Below are 26,617 nucleotides of genomic sequence, written 5' to 3'. Positions count from 1 at the left end.
AATGACCACCACCCCAACTTTTGACGGCGTGATTCGCCAACACCAGCAGGATCCTCAGCTCGCCTCGGCAATGCTGCCCTCCGGCTGCCCGCAAAACCATGCCGCCAATCTTCTGCCGCTGCCCGATGGCACGCTGATGTGCGTGTGGTTCGGCGGTTCGCAGGAAGGGAAAGCGGATATTTCAGTCTGGGGATCGCGTTTAGCGCCGGGCGCCACAACGTGGAGCGACGCGATTAAGTTATCCGACGACCCGGAACGTTCAGAACAAAATCCGGTGCTGTTCCAGGCTCCTGATGGCGTACTGTGGCTGTTATGGACCGCGCAGCACGCCGGCAATCAGGACACCGCTATTGTGCGTTATCGCCAGTCGCACGATGGAGGAAAGCACTGGGGAGCGATTGCCACCCTACTCGATGAACCCGGCACCTTTATCCGGCAACCCATAACCGCAATGCCCAACGGCAACTGGTTGCTGCCGGTTTTCTATTGTCGTATCCGTCCAGGGGAAAAATGGGTCGGTAACGACGATATCAGCGCGGTAAAAATCTCAGCCGATGGCGGCAAAAGCTGGCGCGACGTGGCGGTACCGCAAAGCCTCGGCTGCGTGCATATGAATATCATCCCGCTGGCCGATGGCTCGCTGGCCGCCTTCTTCCGCAGCCGCTGGGCCGATCATATCTGGTACAGCCAGTCGACAGATTATGGCGAAAGCTGGTCAGCGCCGATCCCCACCACGCTGCCAAACAATAACTCGTCCATTCAGGCGACCACGTTGAGTAACGGCGATCTGGCGCTGGTCTTCAATGACATGAGCGCAGCAGGCGCCAGCGAGCGTCGGGCATCGCTATACGATGAGATAGATGACGACGACGGCCGGAAAGAGCCTGAATGCACCGGGAAAACCGCCTTCTGGGGCGCGCCGCGCGCACCAATGACCGTGGCTATCTCCGCCGATGGCGGCAAAAGCTGGCCGTGGATGCGCAACCTTGATGAGGGCGACGGCTACTGTATGACCAACAATTCAGAGCAAAAACTAAACCGTGAATTCTCCTATCCCAGTATTAAACAGGGTGAAGACGGTAATTTACACATTGCCTATACCTGGTACCGGCAGGCCATTAAGTATGTCCGCGTCTCGCCGCAATGGGTTAAAGGAGAAGGCGTATGATCATCGGTAATCTGAATGCCCTGCCTCAGGCGGGGTTGCCGCTGGCGTTGCAGCAGATACTCAGTCGCACTGAATGTTCTCTTGCCGCCCTGACAGCCCGCGAAGATGGCCGCTTCCAACCTGCAGATGGCGGATGGCACTGCACCATCGGCATCGCGCAAACCCAGGCGGCAGAACTGCGACATACCGAATATCACCACCAATGGGCCGATATTCAGGTCATTTTAGCCGGCGAGGAGACGCTGCATGCCGGTATGGTGTACACAGGCCAACCTGATGATGAAGAACGCAAGCCGGACCTCTTTATCAGCAAGCAGACGCCGCAAAGCGTCACGCTGCATCTGTGCGCCGGGGACTTCGCGGTCTTTCTCCCCGGCGAACCGCACCAGGCACTGTGCGCCGTTACGTCACCCGCCCCGGTGAGGAAAGCGGTGTTTAAAGTACCGCGCAGCATGCTGGAGGCGCCATGAAGCAGGCACTGGTGACGGGCGCGAGCTCGGGGATCGGCGCCGCGATTGTCGGTCAACTGCTGGCGGAGGACTGGCAGGTGCTCGGTCTGAGCCGCTCCGCGCCGACGTTCATCCATGAAGGCTTCACCCATCTGGCGGTCGATGTGAGCGACCGCCGCGCGCTGGTTGATGCTCTGTCGTCGGTACCACCGCCGCAGGCGATTATCCATGCCGCCGGTTTGATGGCGGCGGCGCCGCTAGGAGAACTTGACGCGCAGCGTGGCGAGACGTTGTGGCGTCTACATGTAGATGCGGCGCAGACCTTAGCCAACCGCTTTGCGCCCGTTATGGGGAGCGGCGGTCGGATTATCCTTTTAGGTAGCCGGACCTCGCGCGGAGCGGCAGGCCGTTCTCAGTATACGGCAACCAAAGCGGCGCTGGTGGCGCTGGCAAGAAGCTGGGCGGCGGAACTTGCCGCTGTGGGCATTACCGTTAACGTTATCGCCCCCGGCGCCACCGATACGCCAATGCTGCGCCAGCCGGGACGCGAGAGTTCGCCGCCGAAGGCGCCGCCGCTCGGTAGATTGATTAAGACACAGGAGGTGGCGTCGCTGGTGAGCTGGCTACTTAGCGAAGGAGCCGCGGCCATGACCGGACAAGAGCTGGTGATGTGTGGCGGCGCCTCGCTTGGTTAGGAGTAGCCGGCTAAACGTCGCGCCAGCCGGGGGAAACTATCATTAACCTTCGCGCAAATAGACCGTGCCGCGCAGATAGGTGGTCGCCTGGCCGCTAATCAGTACGCGGTCATCGCGCCATTGGCAGCGCAGCTCGCCGCTGCGCGCCGACACCTGGCGCGCCAGCAGGTCGGTTTTATTGAGCTTCGCTCCCCAGTAGGGGATCAGCATACTGTGGGTTGACCCGGTTACCGGATCTTCCGGTATCGATTCACCGGGGCAGAAAAAGCGGCTGACAAAATCGTACTCTTCGTCGGCCGCGCTAATGCAAATCATCTTATCCAGCCTCTCCAGCAGCGCCATATTCGGGCGCACCGCTTCAACCTGCGCCCGGTCGCGCAGAACCACCAGATAATCACGCCCTTCCCGCACCTCCAGTGCGTCATCGATGCCCAATCCGGCGAACAGCGCCGGCGGTACGTCATGCACCGGCGTGGTTTGCCAGGCGGGGAAATCCAGCGTCAGCCAGTCGCCGCTGCGCGTTACCCGTAGTTCACCGACAAAACGGGTGCTAAATACGATAGTTGCCGAGGGGTGGTCGAGATATTCAAAAATCACGTGCGATGCCGCGAGCGTGGCGTGGCCGCAGAGGTTAATCTCATCAAGCGTCGTGAACCAGCGCAGCTCATAGCCAGCGTCGGTGCGGACAAAAAACGCCGTTTCGGATTGATTATGCTGCTGCGCCATTTTTAAGAGCGTTTCATCAGGCAGCCATTCGCTGAGCGGGCATACTGCCGCCGCGTTGCCGCCAAAATTGCGATCGCTGAAGGCATCGACCAGGTAAAAACTGATTTCTTTCATCGTGCTCCCCTTTTTTATCGGCTATCAACATGACACATAAACCATTCCCGCACACTATTAGCCGAAAAATTAAGTTGTTAGCTGCCACAGGCGTCAGCAAAAAATGAGATACAGATCACAAAGTGATTGTATTTTCGGCAGCATTCGTTTTAAGATCGGTCATCTCTCCTTTTCATTACTACCAGCCCGGAATTTATGCTTACAAATACGGTCTCACGCAAAGTCGCGTGGCTGCGGGTCGTCACGCTGGCAATTGCCGCCTTTATCTTTAATACCACTGAATTTGCCCCGGTCGGCCTGCTGTCTGATATTGCCGACAGCTTCGGTATGGAAACGGCCCAGGTCGGGATCATGTTGACCATTTATGCTTGGGTAGTGGCATTGATGTCGCTGCCGTTCATGCTGCTGACCAGCAAGATGGAGCGCCGTCGCCTGCTCATTGGCCTGTTCGTGTTATTTATCGCCAGCCACGTATTGTCATTTTTCGCGTGGAACTTCACGGTGCTGGTGGTGAGCCGCATTGGCATCGCCTTCGCCCACGCGGTGTTCTGGTCGATCACCTCCGCGCTGGCTATCCGTATGGCCCCTCCCGGCAAGCGCGCCCAGGCGCTTAGCCTTATCGCCACCGGTACCGCGCTGGCCATGGTGTTCGGCATTCCTATTGGCCGTATCGTCGGACAATATTTTGGCTGGCGCACAACCTTCCTGGCCATTGGTCTTGGCGCTTTAGCGACGCTGGTCTGCCTGGCGAAACTATTGCCGGCGCTGCCAAGCGAACATTCCGGTTCGCTCAAGAGCCTGCCGGTGCTGTTCCGCCGTCCGGCGCTGCTCGGTATTTATCTGCTGACGGTTATCGTGGTGACCGCCCACTACACGGCATACAGCTATATTGAACCCTTCGTGCAGAACGTCGCAGGGTTGAGCGCTAATTTCGCCACTCTGCTGCTGTTGGTGCTCGGCGGCGCGGGTATTATTGGTAGTATTGTCTTCGGCAAGCTGGGAAACCAGCATGCTTCCGCGCTAATTACCACCGCTATCGGCCTGCTGCTGGTATGCCTGCTGTTGCTGCTACCTGCCTCAAGGAACGCCAACCAGCTCATGCTGCTCAGCGTGTTCTGGGGGATCGCGATTATGGTCATCGGCCTCGGCATGCAGGTGAAAGTGTTGGCGCTGGCTTCGGATGCTACCGATGTGGCGATGTCGCTGTTTTCGGGTATTTTCAATATTGGTATTGGCGCCGGCGCGCTGGTCGGCAGCCAGGTGAGTACGCAACTGTCGATGTCGGCGATAGGCTACGTTGGCGCCGTACCGGCGCTGGTGGCGCTGGTGTGGTCGGTGATGATTTTTCGCCGCTGGCCTTCGCCGGGCGATGAGCAGCAGCCGCACCACTCCCATTAGCGAGCAGCGAAGCCCGGCCGCTTACTGCCGGGCGCGTGAATCGTATTGGCCCTTAGGCGTGGTAGTTGGTGATAATTTCCAGCACGCCGTTAATAATGAACTGCACGCCCATACAGACCAGCAGGAAACCCATCAGGCGCGAAATCGCCTCGATACCGCCTTTCCCCACCAGCCGCATGATCGCCCCTGAGCTACGCAGGCAGCCCCACAGAATGATCCCCACCAGCGCAAAAATAATCGGCGGCGCGGCCAGCACGACCCATTCCGGGAAATCGACGCCGTGTTTTACCGTCGAGGCGGAGCTGATAATCATCGCGATGGTGCCCGGCCCGGCGGTGCTGGGCATCGCCAACGGCACGAAGGCGATATTCGCCGTGGGTTCATCCTGCAGTTCTTCCGATTTGATCTTCGCTTCCATCGAATCGTGGGCTTTCTGCTGCGGAAACAGCATCCGAAAACCAATAAAAGCCACAATCAGACCGCCGGCGATACGCAGACCGGGAATGGAAATACCAAAGGTATTCATCACCACCTGACCGGCGTACCACGCCACCATCAGGATCGCAAAGACATACACCGATGCCATCAGCGACTGTCGATTACGCTCAGCGTTGTTCATATTGCCCGCCAGACCAAGGAACAATGCCACGGTGGTGAGCGGGTTCGCCAACGGTAAAATCACCGCCAGACCGATCCCTATTGCTTTAAACAGTTCCAGCATAGTGAGTCAACATCCCGTTAAGTATTATTTTTTCAGTACAGTTTCACCCCGTGAGTATATCGACAGCAGCGACTCAGATGCCACATCCACGAAAAAAATCACGTCGATAAAAAATAACAAGCGTTAGTAAAATGAGAAAAAGTGACAGCCGTCAAATTATCAATCTTTAGCAAATCGTGGCATCGGCGAATTCATAATGTTGACTTATGATTGCCGCGGCAATAATATCCATCGCAACTAAATAATTGCCTGGGCAACTATCATGGAAAACACTAACAATCTGTTCAACGAGATGATCCCTCTTGGCCGATTGATCCAGATGGTTAACCAGAAAAAAGATCGACTGCTCAACGACTATCTTTCACCCATGGATATCACCGCCACCCAGTTCCGGGTGCTCTGTTCCATTCGCTGTGAAGTATGTACAACACCCGTTGAGCTGAAGACCGTCCTGTCGGTCGATCCAGGCGCAATGACGCGCATGCTCGACAGGCTAGTCTGCAAAGGCTGGATAGAACGGTTGCCCAACCCAAATGACAAGCGCGGCGTTCTGGTGCAACTGACACCAGAAGGCGCAGCCCTTTGTGAGCACTGTCATCAGGTTGTGGGTCAAAAATTGCACCAGGAACTAACAAAAAATCTAACGGCAGACGAAGTGGTCATGCTTGAGCAACTGCTCAAGAAAGTCCTGCCGTAATAAGAAGAGGTAAGATGATGTCCAGACGCAATAACGACGCCATCACTATCCATAGTATTTTGTCGTGGATCGAAGAGAACCTGGAATCTCCATTATCGCTGGAGAAAGTTTCGGAGCGCTCAGGTTACTCCAAATGGCACCTGCAAAGAATGTTTAAGAAAGAGACCGGCCACTCGCTGGGCCAGTACATCCGCAGCCGCAAGCTGACGGAAATCGCGCAAAAACTCAAGCAGAGCAATGAGCCGATTTTGTATCTGGCCGAGCGCTACGGTTTTGAATCGCAGCAGACGCTGACGCGGACGTTTAAAAACTATTTCGATGTGCCGCCGCATAAATATCGCATCACCAACGTTCCGGGTGAATCCCGCTACCTGATGCCGCTAAATAATTATTGTTGTTAATCGCCTGCATAAAGACGTATTGAGGAAATCATGAAATTATTCGCTACCGCCGCCATCGTGCTAATGGCGCTGGCTGCAAGCCAGAGTTATGCGGAGCAAACCACCACTCCGGTTCGCCACAATAACCGGGACGCGATGATTATCCCTTCCGAACATAACGACTCGCCGTTTGATTTTAATCACATGGCTGCCGGCAATGATAAATCGGATGAGCTGGGCGTACCGTATTACAACTAACGCCCGCCCATTCCGCAATGACTCAAGCCCCGCTGAAGCGGGGCTTTTTTATCCCGGCTTCGTCGGGACGGTCATTACCGCGCTGCGCCGCGGCGCGCAAGCCGCAGACCGAACACGTTAATATAGAGCCCGCCCATAATCAGCGCCGCCCCCAACAGCTGTAGGCCATTGAGCCGTTCGCCAAGCAGCAGAGCCGCGCTCGCCATCCCGACTACCGGCACCAACAGCGACAGCGGCGCCACCCGCCAGGTTTCATAACGCCCAAGCAGCGCCCCCCAGATACCGTAACCAACGATGGTGGCGACAAACGCCAGATACATCAGCGATAGCACGGTCGTGGCGTCGATATTAACCAGGCTTGCCGCCATCGCCTGTGGGCCATCAATAATGCCAGACGCCAGCATGAACGGTAACACCGGAATCAACGCGCTCCACACCACCAGCGACATAATCGGCGGCTTGTGTTGCTGAGACATAATCTTCTTATTGAAAATGTTGCCGCAGGCCCAGCTGAACGCCGCCGCCAGAGTCAGCATAAAGCCGACCAGCGGCACGTGCTGGCCGCCGAGGCTGGCCTCAACCAGTACCAATACGCCAAAAATCGCCAGCGCGATACCGGCGACCTGCTTTCCCTGTAACCGCTCGCCAAAGACAAAAGCGCCCAGCACGATAGTGAAAAAGGCCTGAGCCTGCAGTACCAGAGATGCCAAACCGGCTGGCATACCGAGGTTAATCGCGCAGAATAAAAAGGCGAACTGGCCGAAACTGATGGTCAGGCCGTAGCCCAGCAGCAGGCGCAGCGGTATTTTGGGCCGCGCAACGAACAGTAGCGCCGGAAACGCCACCAGTAAAAAACGTAACCCCGCCAGCATCAGCGGCGGCATATTGTGCAACCCGAGCTTAATCACCACAAAATTGAGCCCCCACACCACCACTACCAGCATTGCCAGCAGTCCATCTCTGCGCGTCATACGATGCCTCTGTCATTCTGGTCAACGATGACCAAGGTCAAAGTAACCAAATTCCCGCCGCTCGAACAGATCATTATTTTTAGCAGGTGCTGAAGGCACTTTCCGACATAGAGCCCGCTATACAAGGCTCAGTTAGCATGCTATTTGTGATCGGGCACAACAAAAATAAAACACAACATCGGGCAAGGAAAAAATGACAACCACCATCAGGCGCTCAACGGTAGCGCTACTGGCGTCGTCGTTGCTGTTAACCATCGGCCGCGGCGCAACGCTTCCTTTTATGACGATTTATCTCACCCGCCGTTTTCAGCTGGAAGTCGACGTCATCGGCTATGCGCTCTCCGTCGCGCTGGTCGTCGGCGTTATCTTCAGCATGGGCTTCGGTATTCTTGCCGATAAGTTCGACAAAAAACGCTATATGCTGATCGCCATCGTGGCGTTTATCGCTGGCTTTATCGCCATCCCCGCGGTCAATAGCGTGGCGCTGGTGGTCTTCTTTTTCTCATTGATCAACTGCGCTTATTCGGTTTTTTCTACCGTGCTGAAAGCCTGGTTTGCCGATGTGCTGACGCCGGAGAAAAAGGCGCGCATCTTTTCGCTCAACTATACCTTCCTCAATATCGGCTGGACCGTTGGGCCGCCAATTGGCACCCTGCTGGTGATGCAGAGCATTAACCTGCCTTTCTGGCTGGCCGCGCTGTGTGCCGCCTTCCCGCTGGTGTTTATCCAGATCTTCGTCGAACGTACCTCTGCCGTTAGCGTGGAAGGTACCGCGCCGCAGTGGACGCCGTCGGTGCTTTTGCGCGATCGTGCCTTGCTGTGGTTTACTTTTTCCGGCTTACTGGCATCGTTTGTCGGCGGCTCATTTGCCTCCTGTATTTCGCAGTATGTACTCGCCGCAGGCACCAGCGACTTCGCGGAAAAAGTGGTCGCGGTAGTGCTGCCGGTCAACGCCGCGGTGGTGGTCGCGTTGCAATACGCCGTCGGGCGACGGCTTTCGGCGCGAAACATCCGCCCGCTGATGACCTTCGGCACCCTGTGCTATGTGTTGGGTCTCGGCGGTTTTATCCTCTCCGGTAATAATCTGGTGATGTGGGGCATTTCCGCCGCTATCTTTACCCTTGGCGAAGTTATTTATGCGCCGGGCGAATATATGTTGATCGATCAGATTGCCCCACCCGGTATGAAAGCCAGCTATTTTTCCGCCCAGTCGTTAGGCTGGTTAGGCGCGGCGTTCAACCCGATGCTGACCGGGATAATCCTCACCCATCTGCCGCACTGGTCGCTATTCTTCATCTTAATGCTGGCGATCGTCGCCGCCTGGCTGATGATTTTCCGCGGCATGAATGTGCGTCCCTGGCAAACCGTACAGGCGTAAACCCAGGCGTCATGCGGCTGTCGGGTTGCTGTCGCCTCTCTGTCGGGTGCCCGTCGTGGCGCCCGGCAGGTTAAAAAATCACACTGGTCTCAGGTTCCCATCCGGAGATTAACACCATGAACAGCAGTACCCGAGTAAAGCAATTACGTCTGCAGCGCGCCTGGTCCCAGGAACAACTTGCCGAACTGGCTGGCGTCAGCGTTCGCACTATCCAGCGGATCGAAAACGGCGATCGCCCGGGGTTAGAAACCCTGAGCGCTCTGGCGGCGGTGTTTGAGATAAATGTGGCCGAGCTCAGCGACGATGCTCCCGTCGGTCACGAAGCATCGCTCGATTTACGTATCGAAGAAGCGAAAAGCCGCCTGCATCAGGAGAGCCGTTTTTTTCGCTCGCTGAGCGTGGCGGTCACGGTTTGCGTTTTGTTGCTGGTGATTAATCATTTCACCCAACCGGACGTCTACTGGTCAGTGTGGGTGGCAATCATCTGGGGCGCGTTATTGCTGCTGCGGGGATTACGTCTGTTTGTCTTTGCCGGGTGGATCCGCCAGTGGCGGCAGGCGCGACTGCAGCGCCTGCTGCGTAAATAGAAAAAGCCCGCTTAATGCGGGCTATCTCGTTACCAGACCTGGGCGGCGATCCCAGTGACCAGCCGCACTTTATCCCACTGCTGGGCTTCGCTTAGCGAATTGCCCTCTTCTGTGGAGGCAAAGCCGCACTGCGGGCTCAGGCAAATCTGCTCCAGCGGTACATACTGCGCCGCCTCCTGCAGTCGCGCCTTCACGCCTTCCGGATTTTCCAGTTCGCCGTTCTTGGTGGTGATCAGCCCAAGCACCACCTGCTGATGGCCTGGACGAATAAAGCGCAGCGGGGCAAAATCGCCGGAACGATCGTTGTCGTATTCAAGGAAAAACGCGTCAATGTTGACACCGCCGAAGAGAATTTCCGCCACGGGCTCGTAGCCGCCTTCTGAAATCCAGGTCGAGCGGAAGTTACCGCGACAGACGTGCAAGCCGACGGTGAGATCCTGCGGCTTCCCTTCAAGGGCTTTATTCAGTACCCGGGCATAGGTACGCGCCAGTTCGTCCGGATCGTCACCGCGCTCGCGTACCTGCTGGCGTTGTTCGTCTGAACATAAATAGGCCCAGACGGTATCATCAAGCTGCAGATAACGGCAGCCAGCGTCATAGAAAGCGCGGATCGCATCACGCCAGGTGGTTGCTAGATCGTCGAAGTATTCAGCCAGGTCCGGGTATACCGTGCTATCGATATCTTTACGCCCGCCGCGGAAGTGCAGCACGCTGGGGCTGGGGATGGTCATTTTCGGCTGCGCATTGCCGCTGACGCTTTTCAAAAAGCGGAAATCTTCCAGCATTGGATGGTTGCCGAAGCCCAGTTTACCGGTCACGCGCACGCCGTGCGCTTTGGTCTGTACGCCGTTGAACTGAATACCTTTCTCTGAATCGTAACGTTCAACGCCTTCCAGACCATCGAAGAAGTCGAAATGCCACCATGCGCGCCGAAATTCACCGTCAGTCACCACGTGCAGGCCGCAATCGCACTGCTGCTGAACCAATTGGCGGATGGCTTCATTCTCTATTTCACGCAGATGGCCGGCATCAATATTGCCCTCCGCTAACTGCAGGCGCGCCTGCTTAATGGCGTTAGGACGTAAAAAACTGCCGACGATATCTGCGCGAAACGGGGCCTGGTGACGTTGCATGTTCTCTCCTTAACGGCAGGCAGGTAGTTGCCTGCCGTGATAATTCATTATTTGAATTTTTAGACTTCTGGATGTCTATATGTCCAGATACTGTCATGCAGAAGGAGCATCGGCAAACGAGAAAAATTCATAGCTGTTGAATTTATTTCATGTTGCTGGCTTCGCTGACGCTAAATGCGAACCCCTCATCCGCCCAACCGGTCAGGCCACCGAGCATCATTTTTACCGGCCGGCCAAGCTGCGCCAGCTTTAAGGCGGCAATATCCGCGCCGTTGCAGTGCGGCCCAGCGCAATACACGACAAACAGCGTTTCCGCGGGCCACTGCGCCATTCGCGCGGCATTGATCTCGCGATGCGGAAGATGCAGCGCGCCAGGCAGGTGACGACGGGCGAAAACATCATGACTGCCTATCACATGCAGCAGCACAAAGTCCTGTTCACCGTGCTGCAAAGCGTGATGGACATCGGCGCAGTCGGTTTCGACACTCAGTTTATGGGCAAACCAGGCAGCGGCATCGGCCGGGGCGGCTGGCGTAAATTGGCTTACAACACTCATGGCGTATTCTCCTTGTCTGTGGTAACACTACTTTAACCACCACCCGACCCGGACCACCGCCCCCATTGATGACAGAAAACGCTGAAATCCTGACAACCAACAATGTGACACTGTCACCACCAAAAGTCGTCGTTCTGGCCTATGACGGCCTGTGTACCTTCGAGTTCGGCGTGGCGGTCGAGATTTTTGGTCTCCCGCGCCCGGAAATGGGCGATAGCTGGTATCGGTTCGCGGTCGCCGCCGTCGATGATGGCGAGCTTCGCGCCACCGGCGGTATTCGCATCGTCAGCGACGGCGGGCTGGCGCTGCTTAACGAAGCGGACACCATCGTCGTACCCGGCTGGCGAGGCATAGAAAGCGAGGTTCCTCAGGCGTTGTGCCAGGCGCTGGCGGCAGCGTATGCGCGCGGCTGCAGAATCGTCTCTATCTGTTCCGGGGTATTTGTGCTCGCCGCCGCCGGATTGCTTAACGGCCGGCAGGCCACCACCCATTGGCGTTACACAGCCCGGTTGCAGGAGCGTTTTCCGTTGATTGAAGTGGTGGAAGACGTGCTGTACGTCGGCGATGCGCGGCTGATGACCTCCGCCGGCAGCGCCGCGGGCATCGATCTTTGTCTGCATCTGGTGCGCGAAGATTTCGGTCACGAAGCGGCGAACATCGTCGCCCGGCGGCTGGTGGTGTCGCCGCACCGCGACGGCGGGCAGGCGCAGCAGGTGATCCGCCCGGTAGCAACAGCGCGTGAAAGCCAGCGCCTCGGCCAGCTGTTTGATTATCTACATCAGCATCTCGCTGAGAGCCATACCCTTGCCTCGCTGGCGCAGCGAATGGATATGAGCCCGCGCACTTTCTTGCGTCGTTTTCAGCAGGCGACCGGTAAATCGCCGGCCCGCTGGCTGCTTGATGAGCGGTTGCTTCGCGCCCGCCAGCAGCTCACCGATAGCCGTCTCAGCATCGACAGAATCGCCGAAATCTGCGGTTTCGCTAATGCCAGTACGCTACGTCACCACTTTCGCCAGCATTTCGCCGTGAGTCCGCTGCAATATCGAAAAAAGTTTTCCCCCGTCAGTAGTAATATTAAGATGGCCAGCGACAATAATTCACGTCGTTGAATTACACCTGCAAGGATTAAGCTGATGAAAAAAGAGTGTCGCGTCGTTATCTATAAAGAGGGGCTGCTGGGCAGTATGTTTTTTGGCGAAGCGAAAGCCGATCCCGATAAAATGAGCCGGTTCCTCACTGAGTACACGCAGCAGGGCTGGGAAGTCAAAACCATGGCGGTCGAACGCCGCCGCAGCGCCCTGTTCTGGTCGCGCGAAGCCTATTTATTTGTGCTCGAACGCGCCATCTGATGCGTTAATTTATTTCATAAACATAACGCTATTCTGGTTAATCTTTTGTTTAGATTGACCAGGATATTATCTATTCAACAACCGTAAACCCTGTTCAATGAGGACAACATTAGCGCATAAATAAGATGGAGGTAGATCATGCTGGGAAATATGCATGTTTTCATGGCCGTACTGGGAACCATCCTGTTCTTTGGTTTTCTGGCCGCGTATCTAAGCCACAAATGGGATGACTGATGAACGACGATAATCCCCACCCGTAAGCGCCCCCTGCTGCTGTTGCACCAGGGGGCGTTCTGTTTTTAAAGACCGTTATTGCCGTTGTTGCTGCCAAATAGTGATTTCGTCAAAAAGCCAGCCGATAAACAGCGCTGCCTCCTCCTTTTCCTCCGCCAACGGAGAGACCGCCAACCAGTAGTGCCAGGGATAAGGCGCAGTAATTGCCGTTATCTGCACCAACTCACCTCTATCCAGCGCCCCCTGAACCAGAGATCTACGCTCCAGAGCGATACCTTCGCCTAGCCGTACCGCATCAAGAACCAGATTTGAATCATTAATCCGTAGTCCGCCAGGCTCGATCTCTTTCTCCAGCCCAGCGTTCAGGCTCCAGCTTTTCCATGATTCCATCGAAAAAATAATGTTGCTCGCAGCCACCTCCTCCGGCGTCGCTGGCAGCTTGCCGCCGTTATAATTTGGCGCGGCGACTACCATTAATTCATCCGCAAAGAGAAAATGACTTTTAACCCCTTCCCATTCACCACGCCCCATACGGATAGCAATATCAATCCCTTCCTGTTCCAGAGCGCTCACCGTCAAGCTGGCCTGAAGCCGCAATAAGATGTGAGGATATTTCTCGCGGAATCGCATTAGCCGCGGCAATAGCCAGTGACAGCCAAATGAAGGTAGTGTTGACAACGTAAGTTCCAACGTCCGAGGTTTAATCTGTACCAGCTTTGTCGCCTCTGCGATGTGCTGCAGAGCCTCGCGAATTTGCAGCGCGTACAGCCGCCCTTCTTCATTGATTTGTACGCCACGCCCCTGGCGGATAAAGAGTTTTACCCCAACGAGCTCCTCGAGGATTTTGATTTGCTGGCTAATCGCCGAATGTGTCACATTCAGTTCCTTCGCCGCTAGCGTCACGCTGCCAAGACGGGCGACGGCCTCGAAACTGCGTAAACTTGCAATGGGTGGATAATTCGACATCTGTTGTTCTCTGCACCTTGCCGGCTAATGTCAGAAATACTTACGCTCTGTATAAGAAAACCATGATATTCGTCGCTATCGGTTTACGCTAATCTGCGATGGTCTGCTTATCGGCAGCGCCTGAACACATGATTTCCCGATAATAGAATGATGTTAATCTGGAATAAAAAATGACGATGAAACTTATTGGTATGATGGATTCGCCTTACGTTAGGCGTGTTGCAATCTCGCTGGAACTATACGGCATACAATTTGTGAGCGTTCCTTTATCAGTATTCAGCACCTTTGATGCGTTTTCACAAATTAACCCGGTTGTTAAAGCGCCAACGGCGGTACTGGATAACGGTTTGTTATTAATGGACTCGACACTGATTCTACAATATTTCGAAATGCAGGCCGAACCCAGGCGTAAACTGTTACCGAAAAATCCGCATCGGTTAGCGGAGGATCTGCAACTGTTGGGGTTTATTCTCGCTGCCAGCGAAAAGGCGGTACAAAATATTTATGAACATCGTCTCCGTCCGGCGGAAAAACAGCATCAGCCATGGATTGAGCGTGTAACACAGCAACTGCTGGCAGCTTGTCATGAATGGGATGCAAGATTGGCCGGCCGCACTACCGCCCAACCGCTGGATCAGGTCATGATAACCAGTACTGTCGTCTGGTCATTTATTCAGGCCATGATCCCAACGACGATCCCGCCCCACGATTTTAAACATATACATGGTTTAGCAGAAGCATGTGAGGCTTTAGCCGCTTTTAAAAAATATCCTCTGGCGGAATAATCGCGTTTATAAGGTTTTCCTACGCTTGCGCGAATACATCACTTCATCGCTTTGTTTGAGCATATCCCCGAGCGTCGGATAACGGCTGACATCGCTCTGTAGCTCGCCGTAAGAGTAATTAATGTTATAGGGTTTTCCTGACGTCTGGTTGTAATGATCGACACTCTCACGCAGCTTTTGCAAGAATGTGTCGGCACGCCCGTTGCGGGTAATGATGCCGGCGAACTCATCGCCGCCTAAACGGCCGACAACCTCGCCTGGCAGCAGATGTTGCGCCAGAAACGCCGCGAAGGTTTTTAGCACCTCGTCACCTTCCGCATGCCCCCACAGATCGTTAATGGGTTTGAATTTATCGAGATCAAAAAAGACCAGGCTAAACGGCGTTGCGTTGCTAGTAAGCGTACGGAAACGTTTATCGCCGATACGGTAAAAGCCGCGCCGGTTAGCGATGCCGGTCAGACTGTCGGTCATCGCCATGCCAATCACCTGGAACTCATCCTCGACGATATAAGCCAGATCCTTGAGGACGGCGATCTCTTCATCGTTAAACTCGCGCGGCGTGGTATGAATCAGGCATAGCGTGCCGGCCACGGCGCCATCGGGCAGATGGACAGGATAGCCCGCGTAGAAGCGGATATAGGGTTCGCCCGTCACCAACGGGTTATCATAAAAACGATCGTCATTGACCGCATCGTTAACGATGAATGCGCCGTCCTGCAAGATGGCGTGGGCGCAAAAAGAGATATCGCGCCGGGTCTGGCGAATCCCCAACCCCTGACAGGCGAGCAGCCACTGCCGTTCACGGTCGAGCAGGCTGATGAGTACCACCGGCACCTGAAAAATTCTTTTAGCCAGCCGGGTGAGGCGTTCGAAACGCTCATCATCACGGGTATCGAGCAGGTCCGCCAGATACAGCGATTTCAGTCTTTCTTCTTCATTTTCCGGTACGCCTGGGAATTTCATAAAGCCTCATTGCAATAAAGCGAAAAAATCAGATGGCGGGATTAATGAGCAGCCGATGAAAAGCGCGTCAGCGCCCCATACCAGTCATAGCTGCCCTGGGTACCAATTTCGCGTTCCCCCTCTTCCAGCTTCAGCAGAAAACGTCGTTTGTTGAGCTGATCGAGGTTATGAAAGTAATTCGCCAGCCGTCGGGCTAAATCTTCATACATGGCGAAAGCCACCGCGGTCCCTTGCGCCGCATCGGCGTATTTAGCAAATTCGTTCTTAATCGCCTGAAAATCATCGTTCATTGAAAGCACCACCTCCTGTCGCAATGTCATCAGTATGGTTAGCCCTGGCCGTTTTTTCCATCCCAATAGCTATCCGCATTTTATGCTGGCTTAAAAAATACGGCCCAGGGAAGCGCCGAGACCCACGCCATGAAAAACAATGCGTTTATGCTGTTATCAGCGCAAATTATCGGCAATTAGCAGAAGATAATAAAATCGCCAGCGACGAGCCAGGGGTGAATAGGCAAAAAAAAACCGCCATGTGACTGGCGGTGAATAAATGCTTGCATGGATAGATCGTAGATTGTATTTAGCGTTTTCGTAGAAAAGCGTCGGGACTTCCTACGTCTGACTCGCAGGCTAGCACGCCCTTGTTCAATAAATCTTAAACCGCAGACGTACTCAGAGCTTCTCCACCAGCGCTTTAAGTTCCGCGATCAGCGGCGCGGTATTATCCTGCGTCGCGAGCGGCCAGGTCGACTGACGTACCACCAGCCGCGCCGGCAGCAGCTCGCGCAGGCGGCCGGTCGGCGCCGCCATCTGCTGCATCAGTAATTCCACCGCCCGCCGGCCTAACAGATCAAAATCCTGGGCGACGGTGGTAAGCGGCGGCTGAAAGTAAAGGCTATCGGCCGTATCGTCATAGCCGGTCACCGAAATCGCCTGGCTGCCGCGTCGATTAAGCTGCGCCAGCGCGCTTAGCACCCCGAGTGCCATCTGATCGTTGGCGACCACGATCGCGCTTAATTTCGGGTTTTTATGCAGCAACTCGAAGGTTTTTTGCCAGCCGCTGGCGGCGCTCCAGTCGCCGAACACCGTGATCGATTGACTGACCCCAAGCCGGTGCAGCGTCTCGCGCCAGCTGCCGAGGCGCATCCGCGCCGACACCGAGCTTTCCGGCCCGGCCAACAGGCCAAACTCTCGGTGCCCTAATTCCCAAAGGTGGCGCACGCAGGCGCCGCAGCCATCGCGATGATCGAAACGCACGCAGGAGACATCTGTCTCCGGCGAGACATCGAGAAACAAACAGGCGATATCCGTATTTTCCGCCGCCAGCCGTTCGGCGACGCTGCTCTCCAGCGGCAGGCTGATAATGGTGCCTCGAATATGCTGGGCGCGAAACTCATCCAGCCGCGCCTGCAGCGCCGGGTAATCACTTTGCGCCGGCATGGCGATGGCGACCTCCAGCCCCTGCTCACCGGCATACCTTTTCACCGCCGCGGCAATTTGCGACGGCGCGTGTAAGGTCAACGACGCGGTGATAAGCCCTATCGATGCCGCCGCTTTGCCCGCCAATAGCTGTGCCGAACGGTTAGGTACATAGTGCAGCGTCTGCATCGCACGCAGCACCTTTTCACGGGTGCGCTGCGCCACAATCTGTGGGTTATTCACCACCCGCGACACCGTCTGCTGCGAAACGCCCGCCTCGCGGGCGACATCTTCTAAAGTGGCTGAACGGCGCTGCATCGCGTACTCCTGTCAGTGAAAACGGCGTAATGTCTTACGCTAACATTTTATGTCTTCCTTACGACAAAAATCTGCTATTTGCGCCGTGATTCGTGATCGTGAATGGGTTTCATTTTCGCCAACATTGCGGGTCTGTGGAAAATACCCGATAACCCGATGAGATTGTTTAGCGAATAACATTTATTACCATTATCCGTCAGGTATGCGTATGCAACGATATGATTCAGGCGCCGCTCGCGGCCCCGCTTTTCACGAAGTTCTGGCCCGCGAGGACTGGCAAAACCAGACTATCACTCACCTCAACCGCCTGCCCGCCCATCCCTCTTTTGCCAGCTGGCGCGATGCCGATGCGGCGCGCGACAACCGCCCTTCCGACCGCCGCCGTCAGCTGGACGGCGAATGGCAATTTTCCTATGCCCGTAGTCCGTTTCAGGTGGATGCCAACTGGCTGCAGCATGACCTGCCCGACAGCCGCCCGACGCCGGTGCCTTCAAACTGGCAAATGGAGGGCTATGACGCGCCGATTTACAGCAACGTCCGCTATCCGATTGATACCGTGCCGCCGCGGGTGCCCGAAGACAACCCTACCGGCTGCTATTCGCTACAGTTGACCGTCGATGAGGCGTGGCGGGTCGAAGGGCAAACGCAAATTATCTTTGACGGCGTTAACTCCGCGTTTCATCTGTGGTGCAACGGCGAGTGGGTCGGCTACTCCCAGGATAGCCGTCTTCCCGCCGCCTTTGATTTAAGCCCGTTTCTGCAGCAAGGCGCCAACCGCCTGTGCGTGATGGTGATGCGCTGGAGCGCGGGCAGCTGGCTTGAAGATCAGGATATGTGGCGCATGAGCGGTATCTTCCGTTCGGTGTGGCTGTTGCATAAACCGCAGGCCCGCCTCAGCGATGTGCAATTAACCCCGCAGCTCGATGCTCTATATCGCGACGCGCAATTACAGGTCAAGCTTAGCGTCGAGGCCGCGCCTGAAGCGCTGGCGGCGCTGGAAATTAACGTCGCGCTGTGGGATGGCAAAACGCGCCTTGCCAGCCAGCGCCAGCCGCTGGGTACGCCGATTATCGATGAACGCGGCAGCTACGGCGAGCGGGCAATTGTCAATCTCGATATTGAGCGCCCGCGGCTGTGGAGCGCCGAGCAGCCGCATTGTTACCGCGCGGTGGTATCGCTATGGCGCGGCGAGACGTTGCTTGAAGCGGAAGGCTGGGATATTGGTTTTCGCCAGGTAGAAATCCGCGACGGGCTACTGTTGCTCAACGGCAAGCCGCTATTGATTCGCGGCGTCAACCGCCACGAACATCATCATCAGCGCGGCCAGGTGGTCAACGAAGAGGATATGGTGCAGGACATTCTGCTGATGAAGCAGAACAATTTCAACGCCGTGCGCTGTTCGCACTACCCCAACGCCCCGCGCTGGTACGAGCTATGCAACCGCTACGGCCTGTACGTGGTGGACGAAGCCAATATCGAAACTCACGGCATGGTACCGATGAATCGGCTGTCTGACGATCCGGCCTGGCTTGCCGCTTACAGCGCGCGCGTCACCCGTATGGTGCAGAGCAACCGCAATCATCCCTCGATCATTATCTGGTCGCTGGGTAATGAGTCCGGCTGCGGCGACAACCATCAGGCCATGTACCAGTGGTTGAAGCATAACGACCCTTCGCGTCCGGTACAGTATGAAGGCGGCGGCGCCGACAGCAGCGCCACCGATATTATCTGCCCGATGTACGCCCGCGTCGAGCGCGACCAGCCCTTCCCGGCGGTACCCAAATGGTCGATCAAGAAGTGGATCGGGATGCCCGGCGAACAACGCCCGCTGATCCTCTGCGAATACGCCCACGCGATGGGCAATAGCCTGGGCAATTTCGCCGATTACTGGCAGGCTTTCCGCGACTATCCTCGCCTGCAGGGCGGTTTTATCTGGGATTGGGCCGACCAGGCAATCGAGAAAACGTTCCCGGATGGTAGCGTCGGCTGGGCCTATGGCGGCGATTTCGGCGATAAACCTAACGACCGGCAGTTCTGCATGAATGGCCTGGTATTCCCCGACCGGCGCGCCCATCCTTCGCTCATCGAGGCCAAACATGCGCAACAGTATTTCCAGTTCGCCTTGCTGGAGCAAAGTCCGCTGCGGATTGCTATCACCAGCGAATATCTGTTCCGCGTCACCGATAACGAAATGCTGCGCTGGCAGGTTCAGTGCGCGGGAGAAACGATAGCCAGCGGCGACTTAGCGCTGGCGCTGCAGCCGCAAGGACGGGCGGAATTGATTCTTAGCGACGGCCTGGCCCTGCCGCGCGGCGCCCGTGATGTCTGGCTGCAGCTCGAAGTGATCCAGCCGCAGGCGACGTCATGGTCTGAGCCCGGTCACCGCGTCGCCTGGCAGCAGCTAGCGCTTGCCGCGCCGCTGGCGCTATCTGAGACGTCCGCCGAAGGCCCGGCGCCGGTCCTGACGATCGAACCCACGTTCTATCAGGTCAGCGTCGGATCCCAGCGCTGGATTATCGACCGTCAGAGCGGACGTTTAAGCGAATGGTATGCCGCGGGCAAACAGCAGTTGCTGACCCCGCTGGCGGATCAGTTTATCCGTGCGCCGCTGGACAATGATATTGGCGTCAGCGAAGTCGAACGTATCGATCCGAACGCCTGGGTCGAGCGCTGGAAGAGCGCCGGTCTGTATTCGTTGACGACCCGCTGCGTGAAATGCGAGGCGCAGCAGCTGGTGCGGGAGGTGATCGTTGATAGCCACTGGCACTATCTGCGCGGCGAGGAGACGGTCATTGCCAGCCACTGGCGCATGACCTTCACGGCCGACGGCGGGCTCCAGATCACCGTTGATGGCGAACGTGCCGCAACGTTACCGCCGCTGGCGCGCGTCGGGCTGCGCTTCCAGGTCGCCGATCAACATGCCGAAGTCAGCTGGTTGGGATTAGGGCCGCACGAAAACTATCCGGATCGCAAAAGCAGCGCCTGTTTTTCGCGCTGGCAACAGCCGCTGCGCGAGATGAGCACGCCCTATATCTTCCCCAGCGAAAACGGTCTGCGCTGCGATTGCAAAGCGCTGGACTGGGGATGCTGGCACGTCGCAGGCCAGTTCCACTTCTCGGTGCAGCCGTACAGTACGGAACAGCTGATGACGACCGATCACTGGCATTGTATGACGCCGGAAAAAGGCGTCTGGATCACGCTCGACGGCCAGCATATGGGCGTTGGCGGCGATGATTCCTGGACACCAAGCGTTCTGTCACAGTGGCTGCTGCTCGAGGCCCAATGGCACTATCAGGTTACGCTTCATTGTCAATAATAACGGGGGCTTCGGCCCCCACCGCACAGGTATAATAAGATATGAAACTCTCTGAACTCACGCCCCGCGAACGGCATAATTTTATCTATTTCATGCTGTTCTTTTTCTTTTACTATTTCATTATGTCGGCTTACTTTCCCTTTTTTCCGGTGTGGCTGGCGGAAGTAAACCATTTAACGAAAACCGAAACGGGGATTGTTTTCTCCTCCATTTCGCTGTTCGCGATAATATTCCAACCGGTGTTTGGACTGATTTCCGATAAGCTCGGGCTGCGTAAACATCTGCTGTGGACCATTACCGTACTGCTTATTTTGTTCGCCCCGTTCTTTATTTTTGTCTTCTCGCCGCTGCTGCAAATGAACATTATCGCCGGCGCGCTGGTGGGAGGAATTTATTTAGGCGTGGTGTTTTCCAGCGGTTCCGGCGCGGTCGAGGCCTATATTGAACGCGTCAGCCGCGCCAACCGTTTCGAATACGGCAAAGTACGCGTCTCCGGCTGCGTCGGCTGGGCGCTGTGCGCGTCAATTACCGGCATCTTGTTCGGTATCGACCCTAACATTACCTTCTGGATAGCCTCCGGTTTTGCGCTGGTGCTTGGCGTGTTGTTATGGCTATCGCGCCCGGAGGCCAGCAGCAGCGCGCAGGTTATCGACGCCATCGGCGCCAACCGCCAGGCCTTTTCACTGCGTACGGCGGCCGAACTGCTGCGAATGCCGCGCTTCTGGGGATTTATTATTTATGTGGTAGGCGTCGCCAGCGTCTATGACGTTTTCGACCAGCAGTTCGCTAACTTTTTTAAAGGCTTTTTCGCCACGCCGCAGCGCGGGACCGAAGTCTTCGGCTTTGTCACCACCGGCGGTGAATTACTCAACGCGCTGATTATGTTCTGTGCCCCGGCAATTATTAACCGCATCGGCGCGAAAAACGCCCTGCTGACCGCCGGCATAATTATGTCGATGCGCATCCTCGGATCTTCTTTTGCGACTTCGGCGGTGGAAGTGGTCATTTTAAAAATGCTGCACATGTTTGAATTACCGTTCCTGCTGGTCGGCACTTTCAAATATATATCTTCCGCATTTAACCCTAAGCTTTCCGCCACCCTATTTTTAATCGGCTTTAACCTGTCGAAACAGCTTTCCGGGGTAGTGCTTTCGGCTTGGGTGGGACGGATGTACGACACCGTAGGTTTTCACCAGGCCTACCTGATCCTCGGCTCAATCACCCTGAGCTTTACCCTGATATCGCTATTTACCTTAAAAGGTAGTAAGACACTGCTGCCTACAGCAGAGTATAACAATGCGTCCTGAGATTATCCTTCCGTCACGGATGACGGAGACGCCGCTTTGATTTGCGTTTGCCCGCCGCTATTCTCCAGTTCGTAGAGGCGGCACTCCGCTCGCGCTGAGATCAATTGCGCCAGTTCTGCCGAGTGGCTGGTAAGCCAGATCTGGCTATAGCGTGACGCTTCGACAATCAGACGCGCCAGCGCCGGGAACATCTGGCGATGCAGGCTGTTTTCCGGCTCATTAATGGCGAGAAACGCCGGTGGCCGTGGGCTGAGCAACGCGACCGCCAGGCACAAAAAACGCAGGGTGCCGTCAGACATCTCCGCCGCCAGCAGCGGCCGATAAATCCCCTCCCGGCGCATCTTCATCACGAAACGCGAGTTGTCGTTCTCGCAGAAAAAGGTACAGTCGGGGAACGCTTCGCCGAGGATTTCGTGCAGCAACTCTTCAGCGCCGATTTCGACGATAGTCTGAAAGGCCGCCGCCAGATTGCCGCCATCGCTATCGAGCACCGGTGAACGGTAGCCGACCGTCGGCTGGCGGAGCGGTGAAAGCCTGCCGATGGCAAACTCATGGTAAAAACGCCAGCGGCGCATGGTCTCCCGCACGCGCGACACTTCCGGGAAACGATGCGGTTCGCCTAGCTGGCCGAAAATAGACTCGTTTTCGTAAATAGTATCGGTGAAGGTACTTTTTTCGCCATTGACATCAACCAGAAACGCCGCCTGGTTTTTCCGCTGCAGTACCCGTGACGATGGCCGGCGGTTAAAACCCGATAGCCAGATATTCTCTTCTTTAACGATCGGGTCAAGCATGAATTGCGTTGGGTACGGCAGTTTTTCCGGAAACCCGACCTGCAATTCGTATTCAAATTCGTCGGTCAGGCAGGCGATTTGCAGACGCCGTGGGTGGCGGTCGGTCGGCGCCTGTTTCCCCGACCACATGATATTCTCAAGCCCCCCCTCCTCGCTGACATAGCTGGAAAACTGGCCGCTGGCCGAGGCGGTTAACAGGTGAATCGCTTTGTAGATGTTCGATTTTCCGCAACCGTTGGGGCCAAACACGATATTCAGCGGCCCGAGTTCCAGTTCAATCGCCCTGACTGAACGGAAATTGTTAATACGAATGCGGTTAATCATACCTGTCCTCAGGCGCGCCGATGCTCAACTGAGCGATTTTTTCATCCCGCGCGTTAGCGCGACTCTGGCGAGTTTATCGGCATCCAGATGTGAATCACTAAAGACGCCGAAAAACAGGCGTTCATCATCAATAACCTGCGACACGACCCGGTAGTTCAACGGCTGTCCGGATGGCGCGCCGTACTGCGCAGGAGTGACGGAAACTTCCGTCGCGGTATCGGCGACGCTAACCAGCAGACCATCTGCTTTGCCGCCCACCAGCATGACCTTAATTAACGGGTGCACTGTGTTCCTCCCGAGTGGGGTCAAAAATGTCATTGAACAAGTCCCTGGCCACGCTGAAGCGCCGCAGGAAAAAAAATCGTCGTATGTACTTTTTTATAGTTCATAGCGGCCTGGAGTATAAAAAAAAACGAATTGCACTTTGTAAGCACGCATTATTAGTAGTAAAGGCCGACAAATGATGAAGGAAAAAAGTGGAATTGTGAATCTTAACAACTCTTATTTGTTGCTCAGGGCGTTGAGAATGGTCGCAAAATGTACATTGGTTACAGTGGGATGCTGAGCTATTTGGTAGCCGGACAAGACGCGATGCGCCGCCTCGGAGAAAAAACCGGGCGGCGACGAATAGCACAGTATCTACAAGCCGCGATTTTTCAACATCGGCTCGATCAGCGGATCGTGCCCGCGCCAGTCGCGATACAGCGCTTCGAGATCGCAGCTATTACCGCGCGACAAAATCGCCTCGCGGAAACGTTGACCGTTTTCCCGGGTTAATCCCCCCTGCTCGACAAACCACTGATAACCATCGTCGGCAAGCATTTGCGTCCACAAATAGGCATAGTAGCCCGCCGCATAACCGCCGCCGAAAATATGCGAGAAATAGCTGCTGCGATAGCGCGGCGGAACCGCCGCCAGATCCATCTGCTCCTCGCGCAGCGATTGCTGTTCAAAAGCATCGACATCCTGCGGCAGCGCCTGCGGGGTGACGCTGTGCCAGCGCATGTCAAGCAGCGCCGCCGCCAGTAGTTCGCTCATGTCATAACCCTTATTGAACGTTGAGGCGCGGAACATGCTGTCGCGCAGATCATCGGGCATGGCTTCGCCGGTCTGGTAGTGCTTCGCATAATGGGCGAAGACCTGCGGCTCGCTGGCCCAATGTTCATAAATCTGCGACGGGAATTCCACGAAATCACGCGGCGTATTGGTGCCTGAAAGACTCGCATAGCGCTGGTTAGCGAACAGGCCGTGCAGCGCATGGCCAAATTCGTGGAACAGCGTGATGACGTCATCCCACGATAGCAGCGCGCAGCCGCCGGCTTTTGGTTTCTGGTAGTTGCAAACGTTGTAAATCACCGGACGCTGGGCACGCAGCGTCGATTGCTCGACAAACACATCCATCCAGGCGCCACAGCTTTTGCTGTCACGCGAGAAGTAGTCGCCGTAAAACAGCGCCATTCCTTCGCCGTTGGCATCAAAGATTTCCCATACCCGTACATCGGGATGGTAAAGCGGAATATCAAAACGTTCGACAAAACGAATGCCAAACAGTTGGGAGGCGGTCCAGAACACGCCATCTTCCAGCACCCGATCCAGGGCGAAATAGGGTTTTAGCTGCGCTTCATCGATGGCGAATTTAGCGCGCCGCACCTGCTCGCCGTAATATAACCAGTCCCAGGCCGCAGCCTGAAAATCGCCACCCTCTTCATCAATAACCTGCTGGATATCGGCAAGCTCCTGTTCGGCGCGACGGCGGGCCGCCGGCGCGATGCGGCGCATAAAAGCCAAAGCCTCAGACGGCGTTTTCGCCATCTGGTCAGCCATCGACCAGCTCGCGTAATCGGCGACGCCGAGCAATGCGGCCTTACGCGCGCGGATTTCCGCCAGCCGCAAAACCAGTTCACGGATGTCGTTGGCATCGCCCTTCTGGTTACGCGTCCAGCCTGCAGTGAATAGATTGTGCCGGGTCTGGCGATCGGCAAGGGCCTGTAGCGCCGGTTGCTGGGTGGTATTGGTCAGCGCCAGCAGCCAACGGTCCTGCAGGCCTTTATCGCGCGCGGCATCGGCGGCGGCGGCAATCTCATCCGCGGCCAGCCCGTCGAGCTGGTGTTGATAATCGACAACCAGACCGCCGGACTTCACCGCCGCCAGCAGACGCTGCTGGAACTGACTTTGCAGCGACGCCTCCTCGGTATTCAATGCTTTTAGCGCGGTTTTCTGCTCTTGCGCCAGCGCGGCTCCCACCAGCTGGAAACGCTGCCAGCTCACCTCAAGCAGACGCCGCGACTCCGGATCCAGATTCAGGGCGTCGCGCTGCTGCCAGACCTGTTTGACTCGCTGGTACAGCGCATCGTTGAGCCAGATATCGTTGCCAAGCTCGGCGAGCTCGGCGGAGAATTGTTCATCCAGTTGCTGTATCAGCGGATTAGTATTCGCCCCGGCCATAGCGAAAAAGACCCGGGTCACCCGGCCCAGGAGCTTGCCGCTCTGCTCCAGCGCGACCAGGGTATTGTCAAAATCCGCCGGCGCCGGATTGTTGACGATTGCCGCAATCTCCTCGCGCTGGCGCCGAACGCCCTCATCAAAAGCCGGGCGATAATGGCTATCTGCAATCAAATCAAAATGCGGCGCCTGGTACGGCAGCAGGCTGACGTGTAAAAAGGGATTATTGTCCGTCATCATTCTCTCCTGAACGCGGGTATCCACTAAGATTAGGCAACTCATTGATTGGCCGCAATGATTTATCCAGCCAGCGCGCTATACCAACAGATGACGATACGATTTTCCTTTACCGCGCGGCGTTAACGCGTGCTATGTTATGACAACACAAAAAGCTTTGAGGAACAGTAAGATGATTATTCTGGTGACTGGTGCAACTGCTGGATTTGGCGAAAGTATTACTCGTCGTTTTATCGCTAACGGCCACAAAGTGATCGCCACCGGGCGTCGTGAAGAGCGCCTGAAGACGCTCAAAGAGGAGCTTGGCGATAACCTGTATACCGCGCAACTCGACGTGCGTAATCGCGCCGCCATCGAAGAGATGATTGCCGGGCTGCCCGCGGACTGGCAGTCTATCGATGTTCTGGTGAATAACGCCGGCCTGGCATTGGGTCTGGAACCCGCTCATCGCGCCAGCGTCGAAGACTGGGAAGACATGATCGATACCAATAATAAAGGCCTGGTGTACATGACCCGCGCGGTGTTGCCGGGGATGGTGGAGCGTAATCGCGGCCATATTATTAATATCGGTTCGACCGCCGGTAGCTGGCCCTACGCCGGCGGCAACGTCTACGGCGCGACCAAAGCTTTCGTACGCCAGTTCAGCCTGAATCTGCGCACTGATTTGCACGGCACCGCGGTTCGCGTCACCGATATCGAGCCGGGCCTGGTAGGCGGCACCGAGTTCTCCAACGTCCGTTTTAAAGGCGACGATGCGAAAGCCGGTAAAACTTACGAGAACACCCAGGCGCTGACGCCGGAAGATGTCACCGAAGCGGTGTGGTGGGTCGCGAATCTGCCGAAACATGTCAACATTAACACGCTGGAAATGATGCCGGTCAGCCAGAGCTTCGCCGGGCTCAGCGTCCATCGTCAGGGCTAACGCCCTCAGCG

The 26,617-nt window shown here is 56.1% G+C and carries 28 protein-coding genes; 16 read left to right on the top strand and 12 right to left on the bottom strand.

What is annotated here, in order from left to right; genetic code table 11:
- Nucleotide 1 precedes the first annotated feature (1 nt).
- From PGR09_RS05470 to PGR09_RS05460, 3 genes are read left to right on the top strand one after another with little or no spacing between them, the layout of a single operon-like run.
- Nucleotides 2-1,168 (top strand): sialidase family protein, encoded by a 1,167-nt coding sequence (locus PGR09_RS05470; RefSeq protein ID WP_430915872.1) that lies wholly within the window; start codon nucleotides 2-4, stop codon nucleotides 1,166-1,168.
- A complete protein-coding gene (locus tag PGR09_RS05465) occupies nucleotides 1,165-1,638 on the top strand; it encodes a YhcH/YjgK/YiaL family protein (protein ID WP_063415224.1) in 474 nt (157 codons plus the stop codon). Before PGR09_RS05470 ends, PGR09_RS05465 begins: the two co-directional genes overlap by 4 nt.
- Entirely contained in the window at nucleotides 1,635-2,312 is a 678-nt protein-coding gene (locus PGR09_RS05460) for an SDR family NAD(P)-dependent oxidoreductase (protein ID WP_430915871.1), read from the top strand. Before PGR09_RS05465 ends, PGR09_RS05460 begins: the two co-directional genes overlap by 4 nt.
- A gap of 42 nt (nucleotides 2,313-2,354) precedes the next feature.
- Here PGR09_RS05460 and PGR09_RS05455 read toward each other — a convergent pair whose 3' ends face one another.
- The gene (locus PGR09_RS05455) at nucleotides 2,355-3,152 is read right to left on the bottom strand and encodes a PhzF family phenazine biosynthesis protein (protein ID WP_430915870.1); all 798 of its coding nucleotides are present in this window, start codon (nucleotides 3,150-3,152) and stop codon (nucleotides 2,355-2,357) included.
- 195 nt (nucleotides 3,153-3,347) lie between these two features.
- Here PGR09_RS05455 and PGR09_RS05450 point away from each other — a divergent pair, with 195 nt between their 5' ends.
- Nucleotides 3,348-4,550, top strand: a complete 1,203-nt coding sequence (locus tag PGR09_RS05450; RefSeq protein ID WP_213292585.1) for a sugar transporter — start codon at nucleotides 3,348-3,350, stop codon at nucleotides 4,548-4,550.
- A gap of 52 nt (nucleotides 4,551-4,602) precedes the next feature.
- On the opposite strand, the gene PGR09_RS05445 is transcribed toward PGR09_RS05450, so the two are convergent.
- Nucleotides 4,603-5,271: a MarC family NAAT transporter gene (locus PGR09_RS05445; protein ID WP_047048110.1), complete on the bottom strand. Its 669-nt coding sequence runs from the start codon at nucleotides 5,269-5,271 to the stop codon at nucleotides 4,603-4,605.
- Between the two features lie 262 nt (nucleotides 5,272-5,533).
- On the opposite strand from PGR09_RS05445, the gene marR reads away from it, so the two are divergent.
- The 3 genes from marR to marB are packed head-to-tail and all read left to right on the top strand — an operon-like array spanning nucleotide 5,534 to nucleotide 6,606.
- Nucleotides 5,534-5,968, top strand: a complete 435-nt coding sequence (gene marR, locus PGR09_RS05440) for a multiple antibiotic resistance transcriptional regulator MarR (RefSeq protein ID WP_045394564.1) — start codon at nucleotides 5,534-5,536, stop codon at nucleotides 5,966-5,968.
- Nucleotides 5,969-5,985: 17 nt separating this feature from the next.
- Entirely contained in the window at nucleotides 5,986-6,369 is a 384-nt protein-coding gene (gene marA, locus PGR09_RS05435) for an MDR efflux pump AcrAB transcriptional activator MarA (protein WP_015366733.1), read from the top strand.
- Between the two features lie 30 nt (nucleotides 6,370-6,399).
- The gene (marB, locus tag PGR09_RS05430; protein WP_020078926.1) at nucleotides 6,400-6,606 is read left to right on the top strand and encodes a multiple antibiotic resistance protein MarB; all 207 of its coding nucleotides are present in this window, start codon (nucleotides 6,400-6,402) and stop codon (nucleotides 6,604-6,606) included.
- Nucleotides 6,607-6,680: 74 nt separating this feature from the next.
- On the opposite strand, the gene eamA is transcribed toward marB, so the two are convergent.
- Nucleotides 6,681-7,577: an O-acetylserine/cysteine exporter gene (gene eamA, locus PGR09_RS05425; protein WP_045394567.1), complete on the bottom strand. Its 897-nt coding sequence runs from the start codon at nucleotides 7,575-7,577 to the stop codon at nucleotides 6,681-6,683.
- A 193-nt stretch (nucleotides 7,578-7,770) separates the two neighbouring features.
- Between eamA and ydeE the strand changes: the two genes are divergently transcribed.
- A complete protein-coding gene (gene ydeE, locus PGR09_RS05420; RefSeq protein WP_047048104.1) occupies nucleotides 7,771-8,955 on the top strand; it encodes an efflux MFS transporter YdeE in 1,185 nt (394 codons plus the stop codon).
- 116 nt (nucleotides 8,956-9,071) lie between these two features.
- The gene (locus PGR09_RS05415; protein ID WP_047048101.1) at nucleotides 9,072-9,542 is read left to right on the top strand and encodes a helix-turn-helix domain-containing protein; all 471 of its coding nucleotides are present in this window, start codon (nucleotides 9,072-9,074) and stop codon (nucleotides 9,540-9,542) included.
- A gap of 29 nt (nucleotides 9,543-9,571) precedes the next feature.
- Here PGR09_RS05415 and PGR09_RS05410 read toward each other — a convergent pair whose 3' ends face one another.
- Nucleotides 9,572-10,675, bottom strand: a complete 1,104-nt coding sequence (locus PGR09_RS05410) for a cobalamin-independent methionine synthase II family protein (RefSeq protein ID WP_015366738.1) — start codon at nucleotides 10,673-10,675, stop codon at nucleotides 9,572-9,574.
- Nucleotides 10,676-10,817: 142 nt separating this feature from the next.
- Nucleotides 10,818-11,231, bottom strand: coding sequence for a rhodanese-like domain-containing protein (locus tag PGR09_RS05405; RefSeq protein ID WP_047048097.1), 414 nt, complete (start codon nucleotides 11,229-11,231; stop codon nucleotides 10,818-10,820).
- Nucleotides 11,232-11,299: 68 nt separating this feature from the next.
- Between PGR09_RS05405 and ftrA the strand changes: the two genes are divergently transcribed.
- The 3 genes from ftrA to mgtS all read left to right on the top strand — a co-directional run bounded on the left by ftrA (nucleotide 11,300) and on the right by mgtS (nucleotide 12,814).
- The gene (gene ftrA, locus PGR09_RS05400) at nucleotides 11,300-12,340 is read left to right on the top strand and encodes a transcriptional regulator FtrA (RefSeq protein ID WP_047079239.1); all 1,041 of its coding nucleotides are present in this window, start codon (nucleotides 11,300-11,302) and stop codon (nucleotides 12,338-12,340) included.
- Between the two features lie 24 nt (nucleotides 12,341-12,364).
- Nucleotides 12,365-12,580: a DUF4177 domain-containing protein gene (locus PGR09_RS05395; protein ID WP_015366741.1), complete on the top strand. Its 216-nt coding sequence runs from the start codon at nucleotides 12,365-12,367 to the stop codon at nucleotides 12,578-12,580.
- A gap of 138 nt (nucleotides 12,581-12,718) precedes the next feature.
- A complete protein-coding gene (gene mgtS / locus PGR09_RS05390; protein ID WP_004102377.1) occupies nucleotides 12,719-12,814 on the top strand; it encodes a protein MgtS in 96 nt (31 codons plus the stop codon).
- A gap of 75 nt (nucleotides 12,815-12,889) precedes the next feature.
- On the opposite strand, the gene PGR09_RS05385 is transcribed toward mgtS, so the two are convergent.
- Nucleotides 12,890-13,780: a LysR substrate-binding domain-containing protein gene (locus PGR09_RS05385; protein ID WP_316422237.1), complete on the bottom strand. Its 891-nt coding sequence runs from the start codon at nucleotides 13,778-13,780 to the stop codon at nucleotides 12,890-12,892.
- A 176-nt stretch (nucleotides 13,781-13,956) separates the two neighbouring features.
- On the opposite strand from PGR09_RS05385, the gene PGR09_RS05380 reads away from it, so the two are divergent.
- Nucleotides 13,957-14,565 (top strand): glutathione S-transferase family protein, encoded by a 609-nt coding sequence (locus PGR09_RS05380; RefSeq protein ID WP_316422427.1) that lies wholly within the window; start codon nucleotides 13,957-13,959, stop codon nucleotides 14,563-14,565.
- Nucleotides 14,566-14,571: 6 nt separating this feature from the next.
- Here PGR09_RS05380 and PGR09_RS05375 read toward each other — a convergent pair whose 3' ends face one another.
- From PGR09_RS05375 to PGR09_RS05365, 3 genes are all read right to left on the bottom strand, one after another.
- Nucleotides 14,572-15,528 (bottom strand): sensor domain-containing diguanylate cyclase, encoded by a 957-nt coding sequence (locus PGR09_RS05375; protein ID WP_430915869.1) that lies wholly within the window; start codon nucleotides 15,526-15,528, stop codon nucleotides 14,572-14,574.
- A gap of 41 nt (nucleotides 15,529-15,569) precedes the next feature.
- On the bottom strand, nucleotides 15,570-15,818 hold the full coding sequence (locus PGR09_RS05370; RefSeq protein ID WP_045394583.1) for a hypothetical protein: 249 nt from the start codon (nucleotides 15,816-15,818) through the stop codon (nucleotides 15,570-15,572).
- Between the two features lie 381 nt (nucleotides 15,819-16,199).
- Nucleotides 16,200-17,264, bottom strand: coding sequence for a LacI family DNA-binding transcriptional regulator (locus tag PGR09_RS05365; RefSeq protein WP_047048093.1), 1,065 nt, complete (start codon nucleotides 17,262-17,264; stop codon nucleotides 16,200-16,202).
- A 208-nt stretch (nucleotides 17,265-17,472) separates the two neighbouring features.
- Between PGR09_RS05365 and PGR09_RS05360 the strand changes: the two genes are divergently transcribed.
- Both PGR09_RS05360 and PGR09_RS05355 read left to right on the top strand, forming a co-directional pair.
- A complete protein-coding gene (locus PGR09_RS05360; protein ID WP_430915868.1) occupies nucleotides 17,473-20,580 on the top strand; it encodes a beta-galactosidase in 3,108 nt (1,035 codons plus the stop codon).
- A gap of 41 nt (nucleotides 20,581-20,621) precedes the next feature.
- Nucleotides 20,622-21,887, top strand: coding sequence for an MFS transporter (locus tag PGR09_RS05355; protein WP_045394589.1), 1,266 nt, complete (start codon nucleotides 20,622-20,624; stop codon nucleotides 21,885-21,887).
- 2 nt (nucleotides 21,888-21,889) lie between these two features.
- Here the strand turns inward: PGR09_RS05355 and PGR09_RS05350 are convergent, their stop codons facing one another.
- The 3 genes from PGR09_RS05350 to dcp all read right to left on the bottom strand — a co-directional run bounded on the left by PGR09_RS05350 (nucleotide 21,890) and on the right by dcp (nucleotide 25,684).
- On the bottom strand, nucleotides 21,890-23,005 hold the full coding sequence (locus PGR09_RS05350; protein WP_045394592.1) for an AAA family ATPase: 1,116 nt from the start codon (nucleotides 23,003-23,005) through the stop codon (nucleotides 21,890-21,892).
- Between the two features lie 24 nt (nucleotides 23,006-23,029).
- Nucleotides 23,030-23,290, bottom strand: a complete 261-nt coding sequence (locus PGR09_RS05345) for a hypothetical protein (RefSeq protein ID WP_045394594.1) — start codon at nucleotides 23,288-23,290, stop codon at nucleotides 23,030-23,032.
- 354 nt (nucleotides 23,291-23,644) lie between these two features.
- Nucleotides 23,645-25,684 carry a peptidyl-dipeptidase Dcp gene (gene dcp, locus PGR09_RS05340; RefSeq protein WP_430915867.1) on the bottom strand — a complete coding sequence of 680 codons (2,040 nt, stop codon included), beginning with the start codon at nucleotides 25,682-25,684 and terminating at the stop codon, nucleotides 23,645-23,647.
- Nucleotides 25,685-25,856: 172 nt separating this feature from the next.
- On the opposite strand from dcp, the gene ydfG reads away from it, so the two are divergent.
- Complete coding sequence (gene ydfG / locus PGR09_RS05335) at nucleotides 25,857-26,606, top strand: bifunctional NADP-dependent 3-hydroxy acid dehydrogenase/3-hydroxypropionate dehydrogenase YdfG (protein ID WP_045394599.1); 750 nt, start codon at nucleotides 25,857-25,859, stop codon at nucleotides 26,604-26,606.
- Nucleotides 26,607-26,617 lie beyond the last annotated feature (11 nt).

This window comes from Klebsiella sp. 141251 (assembly GCF_050600725.1).
Classification (GTDB): domain Bacteria; phylum Pseudomonadota; class Gammaproteobacteria; order Enterobacterales; family Enterobacteriaceae; genus Klebsiella; species Klebsiella aerogenes.
Note: the sequence above shows the minus strand (reverse complement) of the source record. Positions and strands in the feature narration are given on the sequence as shown.